Source organism: Paraburkholderia podalyriae, from assembly GCF_014397785.1.
GTDB classification, from domain to species: domain Bacteria; phylum Pseudomonadota; class Gammaproteobacteria; order Burkholderiales; family Burkholderiaceae; genus Paraburkholderia; species Paraburkholderia podalyriae.
Genome location: NZ_VZQQ01000051.1, coordinates 1 through 18,761 on the forward strand (window position 1 = coordinate 1; position 18,761 = coordinate 18,761).

An 18,761-nucleotide genomic window follows, 5' to 3' on the forward strand; every position below is an offset into this window, starting at 1 on the left:
CCTTCAAGCTCCTGCTCAAACCACGCCCGATCTTCTACCTGTCGTCTCCCGGCCATTCTTCTCGCGCGTTCATCGTGATGCAAGCCAGGTTACCAGGATTCGCGAAAGAAGTGGGTAATCACAAGCGGTAGCCGGCGATTACACATTAGAACAGGACGTTATGAAAGGGGCGTATTTTGATATCGCGACGGCATCGTTCGGGGCGATCTCCGCAGTGCTTTGGGCGTGGTCCGCGAAAGTCGGCGTCGTTGATCTCGGGTTCGACAACGATGTCGCGGTCAACAAGGCAATGAAGCTTGCCGGTAGGCTTAATGGATCTGCGGCTGCCTTCGCTTCTCTGGCTGCGGTGACTCAAGCGGCCAAAGCCTTTGCGGTACCGCAATAGCCGGGAAAACGAGAAAAGCAGCTTCAAATGGGGGCCAAATGGATTGGGTTGCATCAGGCTTGGACGGACTGACGTCCCTACTTGCGGCGGTTCCGAACGTTGTTTGGTCGGGTATCGTCGGATCTCTAATTACCGTGATCGGAGTCCTAGTTACCAATTTTGGGCTGTCGCGGCGGCACCGCGAACAGCTACAGCACACTGCCGAGGAGAATGCCCGCAAGCTCACCCATGATGCTTCGGAGAGCGCGCTTGACCGAAAGATGAAACTCAAACGCGACGTATATATTCCAGCAATCGAAGCGGTCTATTCCGCGACGAGTTCGTTCGGAGCGTTGGCCGATCCGAGCAATTTACGATCTGACATTCAGCAAAATTTCGTAGAAGCCGTTGGATCAATCTCGAAAGTGAACGCCGTGGGCAGTCTTGAATCGGTTGCAGCCGTTGGCGCATTGTTGCAGCGACTCTTGTCGGTTAATCTCGAACTGTCCGTAAAACGCAATGCCATTGAGGTGGTGTATGGTCAACTACAGGCGAATGCCAGGACGGTCACACGTGCTGTTGAAGAGCACGGTCGTTGGGTGCAAGTTCAGACCTCAATGCTGTTTGAAGGGCCGCCAGTACCCGAAAAATGGAATTTCGTAGCCAACCAGATCGGCTTTCAACAAGGGCAGATCAATCTGTGGACGGCCAAGCAAACGGCCAGTTCCCGTGAGCTTCAGCTTGCACAGCTGGCTTTTCTTCGAGTAATGGCGAAGTCCCAGCCGAAGTTGACTGACGCCTCAATCACGGCAAGTGTCGCGCTGCGCGACGAACTTGGAATGCTGGACGGCAGTCAAGGCCAATTAAGACAGACACTAGCAGAGAACGGTGAACTCGCACGAAAGGCACTGGAAGAAGCCATAGCGCGAGCGGAACAGGAAATCGGAAAAAGCGAACGATGGCACTGACGAAACGCCAACTTTCCAGAGCGGCGCGCCTCTACGGGCTCGCCGTGCTGTCGAATCAGGACTTGGGTGGGGCACAGAGTCGGAAGTTGAAGCCGAGGTTATGCAGCGCGCCATTGGCGCGGCTGGAGATGCGCTTTCACGGCTGGGATATACGCCCACTGAGCTTGCGACCATCGGCCAGTGCATCCATGCCGCCACGCGCAAACAATAGACACGAAAACGGGATCGACAGATGGACAAAACATTCATTGTGACGTTCGACGGGCGGTACACGACGCCGGGTACGTTCGTTTGGCCCATGCAGTATTTCTTGGACCCTGAGCAACGGTTTTCTGTTGACCATATCCAGCGGATCAGGCGGCTTGACGTGGGCGACTCGTTGGATCTGGCAGATGGTCGCACGGTGCAACGGCAGGAATAGGAAAACAGAAGGTTGTGGTCGTACGGCTCATTGGCCCCAAGCTGAGGATCTATGTTCAAGAAATAGCGTGATGCACTGACGCCGCGGTCCATCAAAGACACGTCAAAGGTTTTTGAGAACTCGCAAGCGTTTATAACTGGCTCGCTCGCCTTGCAGCAATTTTGGACGAACAACATCGCAATGACAAAGGACTTCACGCAGGAATTCAAGGATAGTCAGGCGAAGGCTTGGGCCGAAAATATCCTTGCTGTGCTGAAAGCGCCTGATCCGATACATGCCGTAAGAGAGGAGGTCACGGCGCTGATTTTCGACTGCGCTCGCTTTCAAGTTCTAGTATTGGATGCGGCGCCGAATCCTGATCCGACCGGCCTACGGGGCTGGTTGGGCATAAGTGGAGAACTGAGACATCATCTTGATCTACTGTCCACGACGGACACCTACCTCGCGGACTGCGTTCGCAGCAACTCCGGCGTAGCGAATCCCGCTGCGGTATGGGAGGCCGTACTGTTGCGATACCGTGTCTTGTGGGCTGGAATGAATATTTTCAACGCACTGAGGGACCCGCTAGGCGATGTCCACAAGGAAATTGGGAGCGACTGGTTCTGGCCCCTTCTATGCATTCAATGCGCAGTTTCCGAGGCCGTCTATCGAGACGGCGCAGGGTTGCCGTTGACTATGAACCCGGACCCTCAAGTAACCCTGAAGATATCGTCGACACTATTGAGTCTCGTAGAGCTTGTAAGAGGCGGTAGTGAATATCCGGACCTCGAATGGCAACAAATAAACAAGGTCTCGCTGCCCCGGCACGCATAGGAAAGCGATGACAGGCGAAACCGACTCGAAGGTGGCATCCGGGCCTAGCAATCTTGATGAAGTGCGGCAGCGCGTTCGGGCGCAGGCGCCTGCTCAAGTGCATGCGGTTAGGTCGAAAATGATCGGTGCCTACACTGCCTTCGTGGCTGCGACCCTCATCGCGTCGATCACAAACTCCGTGGCAATCGGAGGGGGAAGCTGGTGATCTGTCTGTTGTCACTTTCACTCCCGGCACTGGTCGGGCATCTTCTTCTTGACCGCACAGTTACTGTGATTCAACAAGGTAAGACGAGCGCATATCGCGGGGCTGCGCTCGGTCTAGGAATAATCCCGAGCATCACAGCTTTTACGATTCTCATAGGGCACGTTTCCGTCATCGGCGCTGTGCTCTTCGTGCTCGGTTGCGTGTACTGGTTCTTCGTCGTTGACGTCGTGACTGCTGCCGGGGCTCACGATAAGAATTCGACAATCTGACAGGTAGGAAAACACGTTATGCCTGAGATAGCCGCGCAGACTGAATGGAAGCAGGATTCGCCGGATGGATGGTCGGACGCCAGCGGCTGCACTATTGGGCGTTACGTCGTCTCTGGCGTCTCGCATTTCATGCTGTGGCAAGGCCGCGATCACCGGGGAAATTTCGACAGCCTCGAAGCGGCCCAGGCGCATCACAACGCAGAGACGCTGGAATAGGAAAACATGGCAAAACGGCAAGCCCGTGACGATGCCATTTGGGCGTGCCGAGCGCACTTTGACTATCAAAGCCACGGTCATTTGAGGCGGATAGGAAAAGTGGTTCGCCGGTTGGCTATCCTCGAAGGGGTATTGATGAAGGCACATAGCAACGCGCAGAAGCTGATTCGTTGGCTGCGTCAAAACCAACCGGCTACGGTCGCGCAGATTGCAGCAAACGGCGTGATGAATTCGCGTGACGCGTCAGATGCGGTCCAGTACGGCGTGCGTCATGGTGTGTTCGATCGGATCAAGCGGCCAGGCGCGAGCGCCAACGAACGTGTTCAGTACCGCTTGACGGGCCAATCGCTACCGGCACTCAAATCAGCGCCGGTCCCTTCGTTCGACGGACTACTTCAGGCGTGGGGCATTGCGAGGACTCCACCGCGTCTGAGAGCGCCCACCTCTCGCAAGTTGCAGATGACCGACTAACACTGGAAAAACCGGTCAGGCCGGCGAGCAAGGAGTAGGTATGGGTAACGCCACGATTGACAACCACGAAGAAAGCCTTGAATCGCTGATTGCCCAACGCGACGCGATCAACGCGAAAATCTCGCGTTTGCGACACGCTGAGGAGCGCGAGGCCATCGAAAAGTATTTCCCTGATGAGTTTGCTCAGTTCGTCCGGTATATGCGCGCGCACAACTTGGCGCTTGTCTATCACGGCGGAAATTTCAAGGCCCATCGGGTCAGCGATGACATAGAAACGTTGCTTTGCGATGGTGTTCGCAGGGCCTACCCTGAAGAACGTGGCTTCTCGATGGCGTTTCGGCACAAGATGGCATCGGCGCTGCTGGACCAAGTTTTCGAGGCTTCAAGCGTCTATCGGGAATCAGCAGCCTAAACAACGGAAAACCAGCGGCATTGCTGGCAAAAATCCGGCCGCACCCAGACGCTCGAAGCTGCCAGCTTTACTTTTTACAATTTTTTGTTACGACGATTTACGTAACGATTAAACCCTGCATCATCGTCTCCAAAGGATTGCACGACGCTGTGATCGGCCCACCAGAGCAGGCGCTCAACCAGTGCGCGTTTCGGGAGGCCGTAATGTACCGCCAGCCGCTCAAGTGAAAAGTACTCGCGCACGCCAAGCGTCACCACCAGCTGCCTCTCGTCCAGTTCCGTCGTGTCCGGCACCGGCTGGACCAGCACCCCTGACGCAGCAGGCAGTACGCCCTCGCTCGCGTCGCGGCCGGGGCGAGGCCTTGCGACTGCGCGACGAGCCTGCGCCAGTTCTTCGCGCAGTCGCTCGCATTCGAGCACAAGCTCATCATGCATTTTTTTCGTTACAGTAACGGATTTTCCTGCCGTCTGCTGCCGCGCCCGAAAAGCCGCCTGGTGTTGAGACAAAATAAAGTTGTATAGTGGATTCGTTGATTTAAAAGGGTTTTTGCTAGTCCGGCTGTTGTTTTAATGAAAGGTTGTATAGTGGAATTGTTGATTTAAAAGGGAAAAGCACCGAAAGATGACGGTGAATTTTTTGATTTAACTCGTGACTGCTCTTCGACTTCGACGGTGAGGGTCCACAACGCCGCACCAAGACCGCCGTCATTTGGACTGCGCCGGGCCGGCCGGCAAGGGGGGCGCTAGCGAATGCCACACCAGCGCGTTTCGCCGCCGTCTTTTCCGGAGAAATCGGCGACACCGAGTTGGTCGGGAGGTACCGGTGCAGGCGCGCGCGTTCCGTGGCCGGCACAGAAAGGCATCGACGCGACGTGCTGGTCATACGTCATACAGCCTGAGATGGCTTCCAGAATTCGAGCGACGAGGACCTGAGCCGCACGTCATCGGGCTCAATGCGGCCAAGCGCAGCCTGGAGGCATTTACGCTCCGAAGTAGTCGAGTTCGAGCGTCACGCGCCGAAGATCCGCAGCCGAGAGCGTTATGCGCTCGCCAGTTGTTGCAGATGCTGCTGCATATTGTTGCACGTTCCTTAGAATTCGGCGTTTGTTCAACTCGAACGCGAGTCGCACCTGCTGTACAGTCTCGTTGCGAGCGCCAAGCTCTTCGCAAATGACTTCAAATGGCAGCGCGAAGGCGCGGTATCCCCAGCCGAACCCATATGCGGAAAACCACACCGCCGAGTCGGCGCAAAGGATGGGGGTAATGACAATAGGTGGCTGATCCATCGCATTCACCTGCGTCGACGATAGGGTGACATCAAAGTGTTGCACAGCGACCTTACATGCGGGTTTCTGTCGACGCGACGTTACCACTCCGCCGAGATGATCGTCTTGTATCGGAGGTGTGATTTTGCGAGTCGGGACTGACTCGAAGCGGGCCGTGTCCTGCGGATACCCAACAGGCAAGACCCGGCCAGTTTCAGACAGTGGCAAGCTGCACGGAAAGGGCCGCTTAACGCCTCAGAGCGGCGGACGCGGCCTGGTCATGACGCCCATCGGCACGACTCACCACGGTGTGACTCCTGAAGAACGGCCGCGGCGTGAGATCGTTGGCGGTATGGTGGAACTGTCCGCAGGTCTGGAGGATGCGGGGGGAAACTGGTTCCTGAACTGAAACAGCCTATGGCCTGACGCTAGACGGCGGCCGCAGTCTCGACGGCGAGACCGGCCGCCTTCCATTCGGGGAATCCATCCTCGAGACGCATCGCCTTGAAGCCTTTTGCCCGCAATGCGGCGACAGCCTCGAAGGCCAGCACGCAGTAGGGCCCTCGACAGTACGCGACGATCTCAGTGTCGGTCGGCAGCTCGCCCAGGCGACGTTCCAGCTCGGCCAGTGGGATGTTGCAGGCCCCGGGCAGATGACCCTCGGCAAACTCATCCTGCGGCCGCACATCCAGCACCGTGACTAGGCCATCGGCAAGACGCCGGGTCAACTCCTCTCGTGACACGGCTTCCATCGAATCTCGCGAATGGAAGTAGTCGTTCAGCGTCTGGTTGACTTCAGCAAGGTTTCGCTCGCCGATCCGGCCAAGGGACTTCATCAGACCGACAATCTCATTGTCGCCAGCAAGGCGATACACGATGTGCTTGCCTCGTCGCTCGGTGTCCACCAGGCGCGCTCGCCGAAGGATTTGCAGATGGCGCGAGGTGTTCGCGAAGCTCATGCCCGACAGCGCGGTCAGATCCTCAACGGACCGTTCGCGCTGCGCGAGGTGCTCCAGTAGCTCAAGCCGGCCTGGATGGCCGAATGCCTGCGCTATCTCTGCGAGGCGCTCAAAGATCGCTTGCTTCGGTCCCACGCTTGACACTCCACCTTCATTGGTAAATCATTCTCGATAATGATTGAATGTTATCACCCCCCACCAGTGAGGTGCAATCTAATGATCGTAAGGCAATTCCTCCATTCCGATCCCGTTGGGATTTCGTACCTCCTGGGCTGCGGCGGCAAGGCGACGGGCGTTGTGATCGATCCGGTGGCCGAGCCCGGCATCTATCTGCAAGCGGCCGAGGCCACGGGGATGATGAAGATCAGCTACGTGATCGACACGCATGTGCATGCCGATCACGTCTCTACCGGGCGGGCCGTCGCCGATGCGGCGGGCGCTGAATATGTGCTTTCGGCGAAGGCCGACATTGCAGTGCCCTTCAAAGGCGTTGATGACGGCGACGAGATCCCGCTCGGCAATGTCGTCCTCAAGGTGCTCCACACGCCCGGTCATACACCCGAGCATATCTGTCTGCTTGTGACAGACCGCACGCGCGCTGATGAGCCGTGGCTGGTCGTAACCGGTCACACACTCATGATCGGCGACCTCGGCCGAACTGAACTGGCCGTGAGCGCGGCAGAGGGCGCGAAAGACCTTTTCCGCAGCGTGCAAAAGCTCAGGGCGCTTCCTGACTACCTGGAAGTCTTGCCCGGTGCCTACGCGGGTTCGGCCTGCGGCCGCAGTCTTAGCGCGAACCCGACCTCGACACTAGGCTTCGAGAAGCGGCACAACCGGGCGTTCGGCATCGAGAGCGAGGAAGAATTCATCCGCTTCATGCTAGACGATGTACCGCCGCCACCGCCTGAAGCAGCCCGCCTGCGTGCGGTCAATTCCGGCCGCAGCGCCGCTGGAGCATAGCGTGATGAGAGAGACAGCCGTTTCGTCTGCCCGGCTCTCAGTTCGGCTAGGGCTCAAGGAAAACTGGCGGCAGTTCTCATTGCTCGTGCTGGTCAATGCATTCGTGGGAGGCATGGTCGGTATCGAGCGGACGGTCGTGCCTCTGATCGGCGCGAAAGAATTCCACCTCGAGTCTGCGACGCTCATTACCTCCTTCATCGTCAGCTTCGGGGTGGTCAAAGCCCTCGCCAACCTAGTTTCGGGACAGTTAGCCGACACGTGGGGCCGCAAGCGTGTGCTGGTCGTCGGCTGGCTGCTTGCGCTTCCCGTACCCTTCATGATCATTGCCGCGCCACACTGGGAGTGGGTGGTCGGGGCCAACGTCCTGCTTGGCGCCAGTCAGGGCTTTGCATGGTCCATGACCGTGCTCATGAAAGTAGATCTGGTTGGCCCGAAAGGGCGCGGACTTGCGGTCGGCCTTAACGAGTTTGCAGGCTATTTCGCAGTTGGCGTGACCGCGTTTCTCACTGGCTATCTGGCGAGCCGGTACGGCCTTCGACCTATCCCGATCTACCTGGGGATCTTCTATGCGGCAGCCGGCCTGATGCTGTCGGTCCTTGTGGTGCACGATACGCGCGAACATGTTCGGCTTGAGGTCGCGGGCAAGCCCAGGGAAGCGTCGTCACTCTCGTTCCGCGATGTTTTCCTGCTGACCACCATCAGGGACCGCAATCTGTTCGCGGCGTCGCAGGCCGGATTGATCAACAACCTCAACGACGGCATGAGCTGGGGCATTTTCCCATTGTTTTTCAGGGGACTCGGACTCGGCGTCAAACAGATAGGTATCCTCAAGGCTATTTATCCGATTGTGTGGGGCGTCTGTCAGGTTGTCACCGGCCCGTTGAGCGACAGGTGGGGCCGCAAGGGCCTTATCGTCATCGGCATGTGGGTTCAGGCCGCCGGACTCTTGCTGACTGCGCTCACCGGGCAGTTCTGGTGGTGGCTGGTTGCGAGCGTGTTGCTCGGCCTCGGCACCGCGATGGTCTACCCGAGCCTGATTGCAGCAGTATCGGACGCCTCAGAGCCGAGCTGGCGGGCTCGATCACTTAGCGTATACCGGTTCTGGCGAGACCTCGGTTACGCGATTGGCGCGCTTTCGGCGGGCGTCATCGCTGATCGCTTTGGTTTTGCCGATGCCATTCTGGCAATCGCCGTCGTCACGTTCATGTCGGGCGTTGTCGTCGCGATCGCCATGCGAGAACCATCATTGAAGAATTCTGCGGCGACTCGCACGCTCTGATACCGCGTGGGGGCAGACAAAAGTGAGAGGCCGACGGGAGCGATTGATGGCCGCTTCCGGTTGCTTTTGAGTCATTCGTATTAGCTGATCGGTGCTGCCCCGCGAGAAGGATAGAGGCCGGCACGACTCAAGGCTCGCCGGACGATCTTGGAAACCGCGCTCGAGTCTGAGAGTGGCCCCCTCGGCGGAATCGCTTGCAGAAATATCGCCCTCTGCGACGACGAAGGACGTTCCCCTTTGACGTACGCCAGCAATGCGCGGCCGACGTCACGGAACAGCGGCAGATCACGATCGCGACGAGACTTGGCCCCACGGATGTGAATGACGCCGTCGGCCCAGTCGATATCATCCAGGCACGTGCTCAACGGGACGGTCGTGCGTCTCGACGTGAGCGTCGACGACGACGGCGTGCATCTGAATCGCAGCACGCAGATCGCCTCCGGATACGCGTTCCGCAGCGATCCGGCGGCGCTGGTCGTTGGACCGACCGGACTCGCCTACGATCCGCAACGCGACGTACTCTATGTCGCGTCGACCGCCGATAACGCGATCCTCGCCGTCTTCGGTGTGGGTAACTCGCAGCACGATGGCGGCAAAGGCGTGCTGATCTACGCGGACAACGCGCATCTTCGCGGTCCGATCGCAATGGCCCTTGGACCGAACGGCCATCTGTTCGTCGCGAATGGCGATGCGGTCAACAGCGATCCGAAGCAGCCGAGCGAAATCGTCGAATTCACGCCGCAAGGCCGCTTCGTCGCGCAGCTTTCCATCGACCCGGCGCCAGACGGTGCCTTCGGACTGGCGTTCACGCCGCCGCATCAAGAGTTCGTGCGCTTTGCGGCGGTCAACGACAATACGAACACCGTGACCGTTTGGCAGTTGCCGTTCGAGAATGCCGGGCAATGAGGTGTGAATCTGCGCACTGCGCATCACGCAATGAGGTCGCCCGCTGGCGGGCTTCACACAGGTCGGAACCGCGTTTAACTACGCGAAAATGGGACGGATATGCCGCATCGAGAAATGTCAGCGCGGATCCGACGTGTGATCGTGACGCTCAAAATGACGTGAAGCTGCTGAAAGCTGCCGCTTACGTGATAAGGCACGTCGTGGTCAGTTTCATGGATATAGGTCATACGCGAGCGGTGGCGGGTCAGCCCGCGCGCGTTTTGCGCTGCTACGCATCGATCAGGGGCAATGCGCCGTCGCCACGCAGCCACGCGTGATCGGCAAGCGCGAGCATTTCCCGGTCGCCCCGGCTGTCGCCACACGCATACAGCACAGGTGGCTGATCACTGCCAAACCATTGCTGTAGCCGCCGCACCTTCTCGGGCCCCCAGCAATTCGGCGACGCCAGGCGGCCAGCAAACCGACCGTCCCGGAATTCAAGCTCCGTGGCGAGCACCGCGTCGAAACCCGCGCGGGCGGCCCAAACCGTCAGGTACAGCGACGGAGACGCGCTGACCAGCACCAGCCGGTGGCTGCGGCGTTCATGTTCCTAGGCTCTCGCGACCATCTCCGGGCGGATCAGGGCGGGCAGTCTTTGAGCGGCGTAGTCCTGCGCCGCCCCCTCCAGCTCGCACGCCGTCATGCCGCCGACGGTCGCGGCAAGAAAACGCGCTTTCGCATCACCCCGGTCGCACACGCCGAGCAGCAAGCCGGCGAGCCATGGCGCCGCGCGTACCGCTCCGGCAGCCAATCGGCCAGTACCGACGCATAACGGATGAAATCACGCAGGCTGTCGGAGGTGGTGATCGTGCCATCGACGTCGAAGGCGGCAACGACGTGATGGGTGTGCATCGGTCGGTCAGGGGCGCAGCCAGCCGAGGCTGATCGGCCGCGCCAGGAGTTTGCGGTATAACGCGACCATCAAGTGCGTCACGGGTGTGCCGCCGAGTTGCCAGAGCGGCGCGATCGGCGCGTAGGCGACGCATGCAACGGCGACGGCCCCGATCATGTCGAGCGGAAAATGCACGCCCAGAAACACGCGCGCCCACGCCACTGTGGTACCGATCAGAAGCGTGAGTCCGCCGAGCCGTCGCATCCCGCCCAACAGCAGCGTCAACGCAACGCCGGCGAACACGGTGGCGTGATCGCTCGGAAACGACGAGTCCGGCGCGTGCGGCAGGAACGTATGGCCGAGCCCGATCATGAATGGCCGTGGATGCTGCCAAACCATTCCGATGAGCTGATTCGCGCCGACGCCGAGCATCGCTACAACGCACGCACGGATGGCGAGGCCGCGCTGCCTCTCGTCGCCCGAGAGCCATATGCCCACGAGCAGCAGCGGAATCAGCCAGATCAGGTAATCGGCGATCACCAGCGCCGTGCCGACTTGCCACGCTGGTGTCGACGCCGTTCCGTTGATCATGAGAAAGAGAGCCTGATTCAACGCTTCGAGTGTTGTCATTGCAAAGGTTCATGGTGAATAGTTGATCAGGCGCGATGTGCGACCCGTCGTGGCGCAAACCAGCACAGGCATAACGGCACGACGACGAGCGCCGCGCCTGTCAGAAAGGTCGTCGGCGCGCCAACGTGGTCCCACAGCCAGCCCGCGAGTGCGCTCGCGAGCAGCATGCACACGCCGCTGGCGAGATTGAACACGCCGAATGCGGTGCCACGCAACGTGACGGGTGATGCCTCAGCCACCATCGCCGCGACAATGCCCTGCGTAAAACCCATGTGCAGACCCCACATGGCGACGCCGATGAACATGGAGGCAGTGGACTTACCCAGCCCCAGCACCACATCGGCGGCGATCAGCAACGCGAGACCGAGTGCGAGCAGCACCCGTCGATCCAGGTGGTCGGAAAGTATCCCGACCGGATACGCCGAAACCGAATAGGCGACACTCATCACCACCATCACGGCGGGGATCCACGCGAGATCCAGCCCGGTCTGCTGGGCGCGCAGCACGAGGAACGCCTCACTAAAACGCGCGAGCGTGAAGGTGGCGCCGATGACAACGATGAACCAGTAGCGCGCCGGGAATTCGCGCAGTGCGCGCCTGTGCAACGGGAACCGGAAGCGACGCTGCGCCGGGGCGTGCTCCGGTTCGTCGACGCCAAATGCGATCAGGGCGATCGCGATGAAGGCCGGCACGACCGCAAACCACAGGACAGTGCGAATATGATCGCTGAACCAGAGCATCAGCCCGATCGCGAGTAGCGGCCCGACAAAGGCGCCAATGGTATCCATCGACTGGCGCAACCCGAAGCACGCGCCGCGGATTGCAGGCGGCGCTACGTCGGCCACCAGCGCATCGCGCGGGGCGCCGCGAATGCCCTTGCCGACGCGATCGAGCAGGCGGGCCGTTGCCACCAGCGCAGGTGTGCTCGCGAGCGGGAACAACGGCTTTGTCAGCGCGGCCAGCCCATAGCCGAGCAGCAACAAGCCCTTGCGCCGCCCCAGCCAGTCGCTGACTGGCCCGGAGAAGACCTTGACGATCATCGCAGTCGCTTCGGCCGCGCCTTCGAGCACACCGAGCGCGGTCACGCTCATGCCCATCGTCGTCACGAGGAAAATCGGCAGCAACGCGTGTACGAGTTCGGACGACAGGTCCATAAAGAGGCTCACGAAGCCGAGCGCCCAGACCGTGCGCGGAATCGTGATCCTCGTGACGGAAGATGTGTCAGGGGTCATAGGTTGTCATGGGTAGAGGTAGTCTGATCGCGACGCGTCTTCGCCGCTCCTGCCGAGGACGCCAAGCGGCGGCGCACTATTTGCCTCGCGTGGTATCGCCGCCCGCAGTGCAGATAGCCTTCGCGATGGCGTCAATTTTCGTTGCCACGGGAATCGGCTGAAGTTCGCCAGCCGGTTCGCCGAACTGACGAAGCACATTACCGTGGGCGTCAAGAAATTTGCCGCCGGCGAGGCCATAGCGCGCGCTGGCACAATCCAGCACAAAGCGCGTCATGTCGGCCGCATACTGTATCCCAGCCGCGGTCTGCGGCACCGCATAGAGCGTTTTCGTCCAGACACTGACGAATCCACGCGAATCTTTCGCCAGCGATCCGGCATCCACGAAGACCTGCACGTCGGGGCTCGAGGCGACCCGCACCCACCCGGGGCCTGCCGCCGCGCCGAATGAGGCCGCGACCAGGGCAGCGGCGAGCACCAGTCGCACCCGTCGCGTATCCGGCAACTTCCCGGCTTCCGTTGTGGCAGCCGTCCATGCCCGCCGCGCAGTATATTGCGTCATGATCGTTTGCAGCCCAGCGTTTCAATGGGGTGGTGCTTCGGGGACGGTCGGCAAGACCAGCACTGCGCGCCGAACCGACCCGCCTTCGAGCGTCGAGCGGCTCAACAGCGGCATTCCGGTGGGCAACAGATGGGGGATCGCGGACGCATCCGGCCAGGTCGTGGTGCTGCCGATCGTGACCAGTTGCCACGGCCGGCGAAACGTTTCCTGGTACAGTGCACCGTACCAGATCGGCGCATCGGCCATGCCATTGGGCGTATTGCCGGCCATCAACCGGTAATGCGATCGCCAGAGCCGCAGCAGCAACCGGGTCATCGGCCGCTGCGGATCGAGTTTCATGAACGTCAGCTCAGCGCTGTTTCCTTCGGCCAGCTTCGGCAGTACCGGCAAGGCCTCCACCGATGCTGCCGGCGACAGCCACAGCAAGGCAGACCTGGCGGACCATGCCGGCGCAACGTGCCAGCCCGCTGGTTCGAGACTGTGTGCAATCGCATCGGAACTCGCGGCCCACTGCAACGGGAAGGGCTCTTCCTCATCGCCGCTGATCTCGGTGCGTCTTTCCGGTAGCGCGCGCCAGGCACCGCTGGTCCACTGATCAAGCGTGAGCACAGTCTGGTGCGTTCGGGGCGCGTACCGGGCGAAATCAGCCTGAAAACGCTCAGCGCTCGTCCAGGGACCGAAGATGGCGAGTAACGCGATGACAATGACAGCCAGAAGTCGAGGCCGCACGTCGTCACGCACCTGCCGGTACGTGTAGGCGCCCGCCAGTACCGCCAACCACGCGAGCCCCAGGCTCCAGCCGCCCAGCACGTCCGCGAGCCAGTTTTCCCCGAGATACAGGCGGGCAAACCCGGTCATCACCACCCAGATGGCGACGACCGCGAGGACGGTACTGCGCCAGAGGGGCGGCTGCCGGCGCACCAGCAGCCAGCCAAGAAAACCGTACACGAGCAGGTTGAAGGTGGCATTGCCGCTGGGCAACGGTGCATGGGCAGCGCCCGTTTGCCAGTTGAACGGCCGCACGTAACCCACCCCGGGCTCGATGACGGGACTCAAGGCAGCCGCTACACCGACCGTGAGAAGCCACCAGGCCGCTGTGCGCCAGCATCGCTGCACGACGAGCCAGATCAGAACGCCGGCGGCCACGACGAGACCCACACCGTACCCGCTGAACCTGGCCATGGCGAGCATCACGCGGTCGGTCGGTACTGTCCGCAAGGTCTGCAGGAAGCTGTAGATGATGGTGTCGGCCTGCACCAGCGGATCACGTGCAACCACGTCCTGCAGGATGCCCAGAAACAGCCACACGCTGCCAATGAAGAGCAGCCCCAGCACCAGAAGTGTCAGCGACTCCGGCTTGCCCGGATCGACGATGCTCGCTAAACGGCTCGCCAGGCGAGGATGCCGACGGCTGAGACGCTGTATCGCCCGTTGGGAAGCAGTCTTGACGAACGGCACACCGCGCCGGAGCCCCAGGCGTGTCAGCCGCACGACAAGCCAGAGCAATGCCGCCAGCATGAGCAGCATCGCGGCCAGGCGGCCACTGACGGCTTCGGCGAGTTGCGCCGACGCGCCGAACACGATCCCCGGGCCGATATGCGCCGGCGACCAGGCCAGTGCCGACGCAATGTTGATTGGGTAGAACCTCAGCCTGGTCATGCGTGCGGCGCCGACGATCAGCGGCACGATCGCGCGCACCGGCGCAAAGAAGCGGGCCAGCACAATGCTTTTCCCGCCATGCTGTTGAACGAAACGCTCACCGCGCGCATAAGTGGCTTCGTGTCCCTTCGCTTGCCACCACGCGTGGACTTCGCCGTGATACCGACGACCCAGTTCATAGCTGATACCGTCGCCGGCAATCGCTCCGAGCGCGGCCACGGCCAGCGTCACCCAGCCGTCCAGCGCACCGGCTCCGATCAGCGCACCCGCTACGAACATCACGATGCCCGCGGGAACAATCGTACCGACGACGGCCAGCGACTCCGCGCAGGCGACGACGAAGACGATCGCGAGCACAAGATGCGGATGGGCGCTGATGCTACTGAGCCATGCGTGCATGTGCAATCCCGGTAACAAAGGGTGGCGGCCGGGTCGGCACGGGATGCTCCTCGTCGCGCGTCATCGGCGTTGTGCTGGCTGTCATGGACGCGGACATGTCAGCGAGTCCTTCGCGCACAGCAGCACCACACGCCGATCCCATGTCTTGAGCGAATGGTCACCACGCGTGACCACCCGGGCGTCCGGGAACTGTAGTGCGACCGTCATACCCGTCGCATCAAAGTCGTCTGCTGGAGCAGGACCGGAAAACGGAAATGCGCTGACATCCGCTACGCGCTCACGTGTAACGGTACCGACCCAGATCGGGACGCTATCGGGTGCTCCGCTTGCACGGCTGATCACATAACTGCTCGGCCACAATCGAAGCACCAGTAGCGTGTCGGGCAGCGCTGCGACAGACTGGACGAAGACTATTCTCGCGACGGATCCGTCATGAAACTCGAGCTGAACCGGGGGCGACGCCGATGAAGGTGTGAGCCCCAGCCAGGCGTCCAGTATCGCGAGCGGTGACCAATGCGCGGCGGGCGTCCATCCCGCAGCGCTCAACGCGTTCCCGATCGTTGCAGCCGTGCCGATCCACTGCACCCTGAACGGTTCGGCGATCCTGCCCGGCATGACCACCCGGCCGACAGGCAATGCCTGCCATCCGGTTGACGCCCACTGGGTGGCCGTCATTTCCTTATGGGTGCGTGAAGGCGCGTAGAGCGCCAGGTCCGGATCGTGTTGTTGCGCGATATGGAGCGAACCGCCTGCGAGTACCGTGGCGGCGACGATCAGCAACAAGCGTCGCGAGCCAGGGTTCTCGCGTACCCGCAGCCCATACGCGATGGCCAGTACCGCAATCCACGCAAGTCCGAGGCTCATGCCGGCGAGAACATCGGAGACCCAGTGCACGCCGAGATACAGCCGCGATGACGCGATGAGTGCAATGCCAATCGCCGCAGCGACCACGATCGCGGTCCTCGCGCGGTGGCGCTGGTCGTGGCACAGCAGGAACGCCAGAAAGCCGTAGGCGACGACGCTGAGCGTGGCGTGGCTGCTCGGGAATGAAAAACTTTCCGCGCCGACCGAGTACGGATTCGGACGCGGCCGGTGAAGCGCCAGCTTGAGCAGCTTCACGATGATCCCGGCGCCGCCAATGGCTGCGAGCCAATAGATCGCCGACTGCCAGAGCCGGCGCCAGATGAACCACGCCAGCACGGCCAGCACGACCGGCAGAATCACGGCCGCGTCGCCAAGCTCCGATATCGCCACCATCACCGAATCCAGCGAAGGCAGGCGCACGTCCTGCAGATATCGATAGACGACGAGATCGAACTGGACGAGCGGATCCTTCGCGAGCACGTCTTCCAGCACACCGAGGAACAGCCAGGCGCTGCCGATGATGAGAAGTGCCGCCGATGTCGACAGCACGATGTGCCGGCGCCACAGCGAAAACAGCGCATGGGGAATGGACCTGATGCGCCCGGCGTGTCGGTCCTCCGCAGGCGGCCGGGCAGTGCTCACCTGCTTCACAATCCAGTACATGCCCGAACAGGCGATCGCAGTAACGCCTGCGACCCCGAGCCAGATGTGCAGCGGCAAGACCTCGAGCGCGAAGAAAGCGCTCAACGCAGGCAGTACTGCGATGGACGCGAACGTTAGGGCCATAGCGGCGACGAGCGTGAACCGCAAGGGTGTCAGCGGCCGCGCCAGCAGCAACAGGATCCACAGGGTCACGCCGAACAGCACGGTGCCGGCCGCGCTGCGGGCTTGATCGAGCGTTGCGCCGAGATAGCCGAGCGCGATCGAATACGAAGCGAACGTCGCGATCGCAGCCAGTACGCCGGCCGGCACCGCAAAGCGCAGCACCCGTTCGACGAACCCGCTGCGCGCCCGTTCGGCGCTGGCCTCCAGCGACAGAAAGAACGCCGGGATGCCGATCGTCAGCGAACCGACCAGCGTCAGATGTCGCGGCAGAAACGGAAAGGCAAGATCGGCCACACCGACGGCGAACGCGAGCAGCATTGCATACACGGTCTTGGTCACGAACAGATTGGCGAGCCGCTCGACGTTGCCGATCACGCGCCGGCCTTCATCGACAATCGCGGGCAGGCTGGCAAACCGGTTGTCCACCAGCACCGCCTGGGCAACGGCCGCCGCGGCGCTGCTGCCGCCGCCCATCGCAATGCCGATGTCGGCTTCCTTGAGCGCGAGCAGGTCGTTCACCCCATCGCCGATCATCGCCACCACATGTCCACGGGCACGCAGCGCGGCCACCATCGCTTTTTTCTGTTGCGGCGAGACGCGGCCGAATACCGATGCCTGTTCCATCAGCTCCGCCAGGTGCGCCGGATCGTCCGGCAATTCGCGCGCATCGACGCCAGCGTGTACGTCCGTCATGCCAGCCCGTCTCACCACCTCCGCCACCGTGCGGGGATGTTCTCCGGAGATCACCTTCACGGTCACCCGTTGAGCCGCAAAGTAGGCGAGCGTCGCCGCGGCATCGTCCCGGATGCGCTCGGTGAGCAGCACCAGGGCGACCGGTGTCAGGTCCTGCGGCATCGTCTGGCCGGTCAGCGTGCTGCTCGCCTGCGCGAGCAGCAGCACCCGGTGCCCCTCTGTCGCGTAGTTCGCGACCGCCAGCCGCACATTTTCCTCTGCCGCCATGCCGGCCAGTATCACGTCGGGGGCGCCGAGGATCCAGGTCCCGAATTCCCCAAATGATGCGCCGGCCCATTTTCGGGCTGACGAAAACGGTACGGCGACCGAGGCCGTCCATCCCAACGGCATCGAATATTGGGCGGCAATGGCGCGCAACGTCGTGTTCGGCGCAGGATCGCCCAGTGCCAATGCGGCCAGCGCATCCAGCGCGTCACGGTGCTCGACGAGAAGCTCCACCCGTTCCATCGTCGGCTCGCCCTCGGTGAGCGTCCCGGTCTTGTCAAGGCAGAGCACGTCGATGCGCGCCAACGTCTCGATCGCGGACAACTCCTGCACGAGCGCACCGCGTTGTGCCAGCCGCATTGCGCCCACAGCCAGCGCGACGCTGGTCAGCAGCACCAGGCCCTCGGGCACCATGCCCACGACCCCGCCACTCGAGAAGAGCACCGCCTGGGCGAGGGGGGCCTGCCTCAGGAGCTGGCTTAACAGGAGCAACGCAGAAACCGGTGCAATCGCCCAGCCGACGTAGCGGAGAATGCGATTGATGCCGGCGCTGAGTTCCGAGTGTGGCGGTACGAAGTGCTGCGCCTGCGCCGCGAGCCGGTGCGCATACGCATCGGGGCCGACGCCCGTTGCGCGATAGAACCCATGACCGGCGACGACAAAGCTGCCCGACAGTAGCCGTTGCCCCGGCGCTTTCGTTTGTGGCTCGGATTCACCCGTCAGCAACGATTCGTCGATTTCCAGCCCATCGGCTTCGCCAAGAACGCCGTCCACCACGATCTGATCGCCCCGGTTGATCTCGATCAGGTCGTCCACCACGATGTCGGCCATGTCGATCTGGATTGTTTGACCCGAGCGCCGCACGCTAGCACGCGGCTGTTGCAGCAACGCGAGGCGATCCAGTGTGCGTTTCGCGCGCAGTTCCTGAATGATGCCGATCAGTGAGTTCGCAACCAGGACGCCACCGAACAGCGCGTCCTGCCACGGACCGACGGCCAGTACGATCGCGCACAGCGAACCCAGCAGCGCATTGAATCGCGTCAGCACATTGACGCGGACGATTTCGCCGAGGCTGCGGCTGGTCCGTCGTGCAACGCGGTTCACCTGGGCGCGTTGCACGCGCGCTTCGACATCCGATCCGCTCAGGCCTTCAAGGGGTGCCGCCACGATCCGCTCCTTACCTGCCGCAATGCAAGGTCCACTGGACGACCTGTCAAAAAATGGAGTCTGCGGGCGTGCCGTTGCGTAACGGCGGCAA

Annotated in this window: 18 protein-coding genes and 2 pseudogenes; 10 read left to right on the top strand and 10 right to left on the bottom strand. The window is 61.6% G+C overall.

The genetic code is table 11. The features are described 5' to 3' along the window. Positions 1-160 precede the first annotated feature (160 nt). From F6X42_RS33150 to F6X42_RS33180, 7 genes are all read left to right on the top strand, one after another. Positions 161-385: a hypothetical protein gene (locus tag F6X42_RS33150; protein ID WP_187638223.1), complete on the top strand. Its 225-nt coding sequence runs from the start codon at positions 161-163 to the stop codon at positions 383-385. A gap of 38 nt (positions 386-423) precedes the next feature. Next, positions 424-1,332, top strand: coding sequence for a hypothetical protein (locus tag F6X42_RS33155; RefSeq protein WP_187638224.1), 909 nt, complete (start codon positions 424-426; stop codon positions 1,330-1,332). 232 nt (positions 1,333-1,564) lie between these two features. Continuing rightward, positions 1,565-1,753: a hypothetical protein gene (locus F6X42_RS33160; protein ID WP_187638225.1), complete on the top strand. Its 189-nt coding sequence runs from the start codon at positions 1,565-1,567 to the stop codon at positions 1,751-1,753. A 180-nt stretch (positions 1,754-1,933) separates the two neighbouring features. Beyond that, a complete protein-coding gene (locus F6X42_RS33165) occupies positions 1,934-2,566 on the top strand; it encodes a hypothetical protein (RefSeq protein WP_187638226.1) in 633 nt (210 codons plus the stop codon). A gap of 492 nt (positions 2,567-3,058) precedes the next feature. Continuing rightward, the gene (locus tag F6X42_RS33170; RefSeq protein WP_187638227.1) at positions 3,059-3,256 is read left to right on the top strand and encodes a hypothetical protein; all 198 of its coding nucleotides are present in this window, start codon (positions 3,059-3,061) and stop codon (positions 3,254-3,256) included. Positions 3,257-3,262: 6 nt separating this feature from the next. Next, a complete protein-coding gene (locus tag F6X42_RS33175) occupies positions 3,263-3,727 on the top strand; it encodes a hypothetical protein (RefSeq protein ID WP_187638228.1) in 465 nt (154 codons plus the stop codon). Between the two features lie 40 nt (positions 3,728-3,767). Next, positions 3,768-4,139 (top strand): hypothetical protein, encoded by a 372-nt coding sequence (locus F6X42_RS33180; RefSeq protein ID WP_187638229.1) that lies wholly within the window; start codon positions 3,768-3,770, stop codon positions 4,137-4,139. 74 nt (positions 4,140-4,213) lie between these two features. Here F6X42_RS33180 and F6X42_RS33185 read toward each other — a convergent pair whose 3' ends face one another. From F6X42_RS33185 to F6X42_RS33195, 3 genes are all read right to left on the bottom strand, one after another. Further along, positions 4,214-4,645, bottom strand: a complete 432-nt coding sequence (locus tag F6X42_RS33185) for a hypothetical protein (RefSeq protein WP_187638230.1) — start codon at positions 4,643-4,645, stop codon at positions 4,214-4,216. A 473-nt stretch (positions 4,646-5,118) separates the two neighbouring features. Continuing rightward, a complete protein-coding gene (locus F6X42_RS33190; RefSeq protein WP_187638231.1) occupies positions 5,119-5,424 on the bottom strand; it encodes a hypothetical protein in 306 nt (101 codons plus the stop codon). A 407-nt stretch (positions 5,425-5,831) separates the two neighbouring features. Continuing rightward, positions 5,832-6,506, bottom strand: coding sequence for an ArsR/SmtB family transcription factor (locus F6X42_RS33195; protein WP_187638232.1), 675 nt, complete (start codon positions 6,504-6,506; stop codon positions 5,832-5,834). 72 nt (positions 6,507-6,578) lie between these two features. Here F6X42_RS33195 and F6X42_RS33200 point away from each other — a divergent pair, with 72 nt between their 5' ends. Together F6X42_RS33200 and F6X42_RS33205 are read left to right on the top strand one after the other, a co-directional pair. Beyond that, complete coding sequence (locus tag F6X42_RS33200) at positions 6,579-7,322, top strand: MBL fold metallo-hydrolase (RefSeq protein ID WP_187638233.1); 744 nt, start codon at positions 6,579-6,581, stop codon at positions 7,320-7,322. A gap of 4 nt (positions 7,323-7,326) precedes the next feature. Further along, positions 7,327-8,601, top strand: coding sequence for an MFS transporter (locus tag F6X42_RS33205; protein WP_187638234.1), 1,275 nt, complete (start codon positions 7,327-7,329; stop codon positions 8,599-8,601). An 80-nt stretch (positions 8,602-8,681) separates the two neighbouring features. Here the strand turns inward: F6X42_RS33205 and F6X42_RS46050 are convergent, their stop codons facing one another. Then, complete coding sequence (locus tag F6X42_RS46050; RefSeq protein WP_376776486.1) at positions 8,682-9,029, bottom strand: tyrosine-type recombinase/integrase; 348 nt, start codon at positions 9,027-9,029, stop codon at positions 8,682-8,684. Here F6X42_RS46050 and F6X42_RS33210 point away from each other — a divergent pair. Further along, positions 8,956-9,507, top strand: a pseudogene (locus F6X42_RS33210) (NHL repeat-containing protein); the annotation flags it as partial. The gene F6X42_RS46050 and the pseudogene F6X42_RS33210 overlap by 74 nt on opposite strands. Before the next feature lie 268 nt (positions 9,508-9,775). Here the strand turns inward: F6X42_RS33210 and F6X42_RS33215 are convergent. The 6 genes and pseudogenes from F6X42_RS33215 to F6X42_RS33240 all read right to left on the bottom strand — a co-directional run bounded on the left by F6X42_RS33215 (position 9,776) and on the right by F6X42_RS33240 (position 18,670). Continuing rightward, positions 9,776-10,398 (bottom strand): annotated as a pseudogene (locus F6X42_RS33215) (HAD-IB family hydrolase). Between the two features lie 7 nt (positions 10,399-10,405). Beyond that, entirely contained in the window at positions 10,406-11,008 is a 603-nt protein-coding gene (locus F6X42_RS33220) for a phosphatase PAP2 family protein (RefSeq protein WP_187638236.1), read from the bottom strand. 26 nt (positions 11,009-11,034) lie between these two features. Then, a complete protein-coding gene (locus F6X42_RS33225) occupies positions 11,035-12,240 on the bottom strand; it encodes an MFS transporter (protein WP_187638237.1) in 1,206 nt (401 codons plus the stop codon). Positions 12,241-12,316: 76 nt separating this feature from the next. Further along, positions 12,317-12,724: a surface-adhesin E family protein gene (locus F6X42_RS33230; RefSeq protein ID WP_187638238.1), complete on the bottom strand. Its 408-nt coding sequence runs from the start codon at positions 12,722-12,724 to the stop codon at positions 12,317-12,319. Positions 12,725-12,820: 96 nt separating this feature from the next. Further along, complete coding sequence (locus tag F6X42_RS33235) at positions 12,821-14,857, bottom strand: bifunctional DedA family/phosphatase PAP2 family protein (RefSeq protein WP_187638239.1); 2,037 nt, start codon at positions 14,855-14,857, stop codon at positions 12,821-12,823. A gap of 81 nt (positions 14,858-14,938) precedes the next feature. Beyond that, the gene (locus F6X42_RS33240) at positions 14,939-18,670 is read right to left on the bottom strand and encodes an HAD-IC family P-type ATPase (protein WP_187638240.1); all 3,732 of its coding nucleotides are present in this window, start codon (positions 18,668-18,670) and stop codon (positions 14,939-14,941) included. Between the last annotated feature and the right edge of the window lie 91 nt (positions 18,671-18,761).

Coding starts and splice junctions, on each gene's coding strand:
- F6X42_RS33150 (WP_187638223.1), top strand. CDS start 161: ATGAAAGGGGCGTATTTTGATATCGCGACGGCATCGTTCGGGGCGATC.
- F6X42_RS33155 (WP_187638224.1), top strand. CDS start 424: ATGGATTGGGTTGCATCAGGCTTGGACGGACTGACGTCCCTACTTGCG.
- F6X42_RS33160 (WP_187638225.1), top strand. CDS start 1,565: ATGGACAAAACATTCATTGTGACGTTCGACGGGCGGTACACGACGCCG.
- F6X42_RS33165 (WP_187638226.1), top strand. CDS start 1,934: ATGACAAAGGACTTCACGCAGGAATTCAAGGATAGTCAGGCGAAGGCT.
- F6X42_RS33170 (WP_187638227.1), top strand. CDS start 3,059: ATGCCTGAGATAGCCGCGCAGACTGAATGGAAGCAGGATTCGCCGGAT.
- F6X42_RS33175 (WP_187638228.1), top strand. CDS start 3,263: ATGGCAAAACGGCAAGCCCGTGACGATGCCATTTGGGCGTGCCGAGCG.
- F6X42_RS33180 (WP_187638229.1), top strand. CDS start 3,768: ATGGGTAACGCCACGATTGACAACCACGAAGAAAGCCTTGAATCGCTG.
- F6X42_RS33190 (WP_187638231.1), bottom strand. CDS start 5,424: ATGGATCAGCCACCTATTGTCATTACCCCCATCCTTTGCGCCGACTCG.
- F6X42_RS33200 (WP_187638233.1), top strand. CDS start 6,579: ATGATCGTAAGGCAATTCCTCCATTCCGATCCCGTTGGGATTTCGTAC.
- F6X42_RS33205 (WP_187638234.1), top strand. CDS start 7,327: ATGAGAGAGACAGCCGTTTCGTCTGCCCGGCTCTCAGTTCGGCTAGGG.
- F6X42_RS33220 (WP_187638236.1), bottom strand. CDS start 11,008: ATGACAACACTCGAAGCGTTGAATCAGGCTCTCTTTCTCATGATCAAC.
- F6X42_RS33225 (WP_187638237.1), bottom strand. CDS start 12,240: ATGACCCCTGACACATCTTCCGTCACGAGGATCACGATTCCGCGCACG.
- F6X42_RS33235 (WP_187638239.1), bottom strand. CDS start 14,857: ATGCACGCATGGCTCAGTAGCATCAGCGCCCATCCGCATCTTGTGCTC.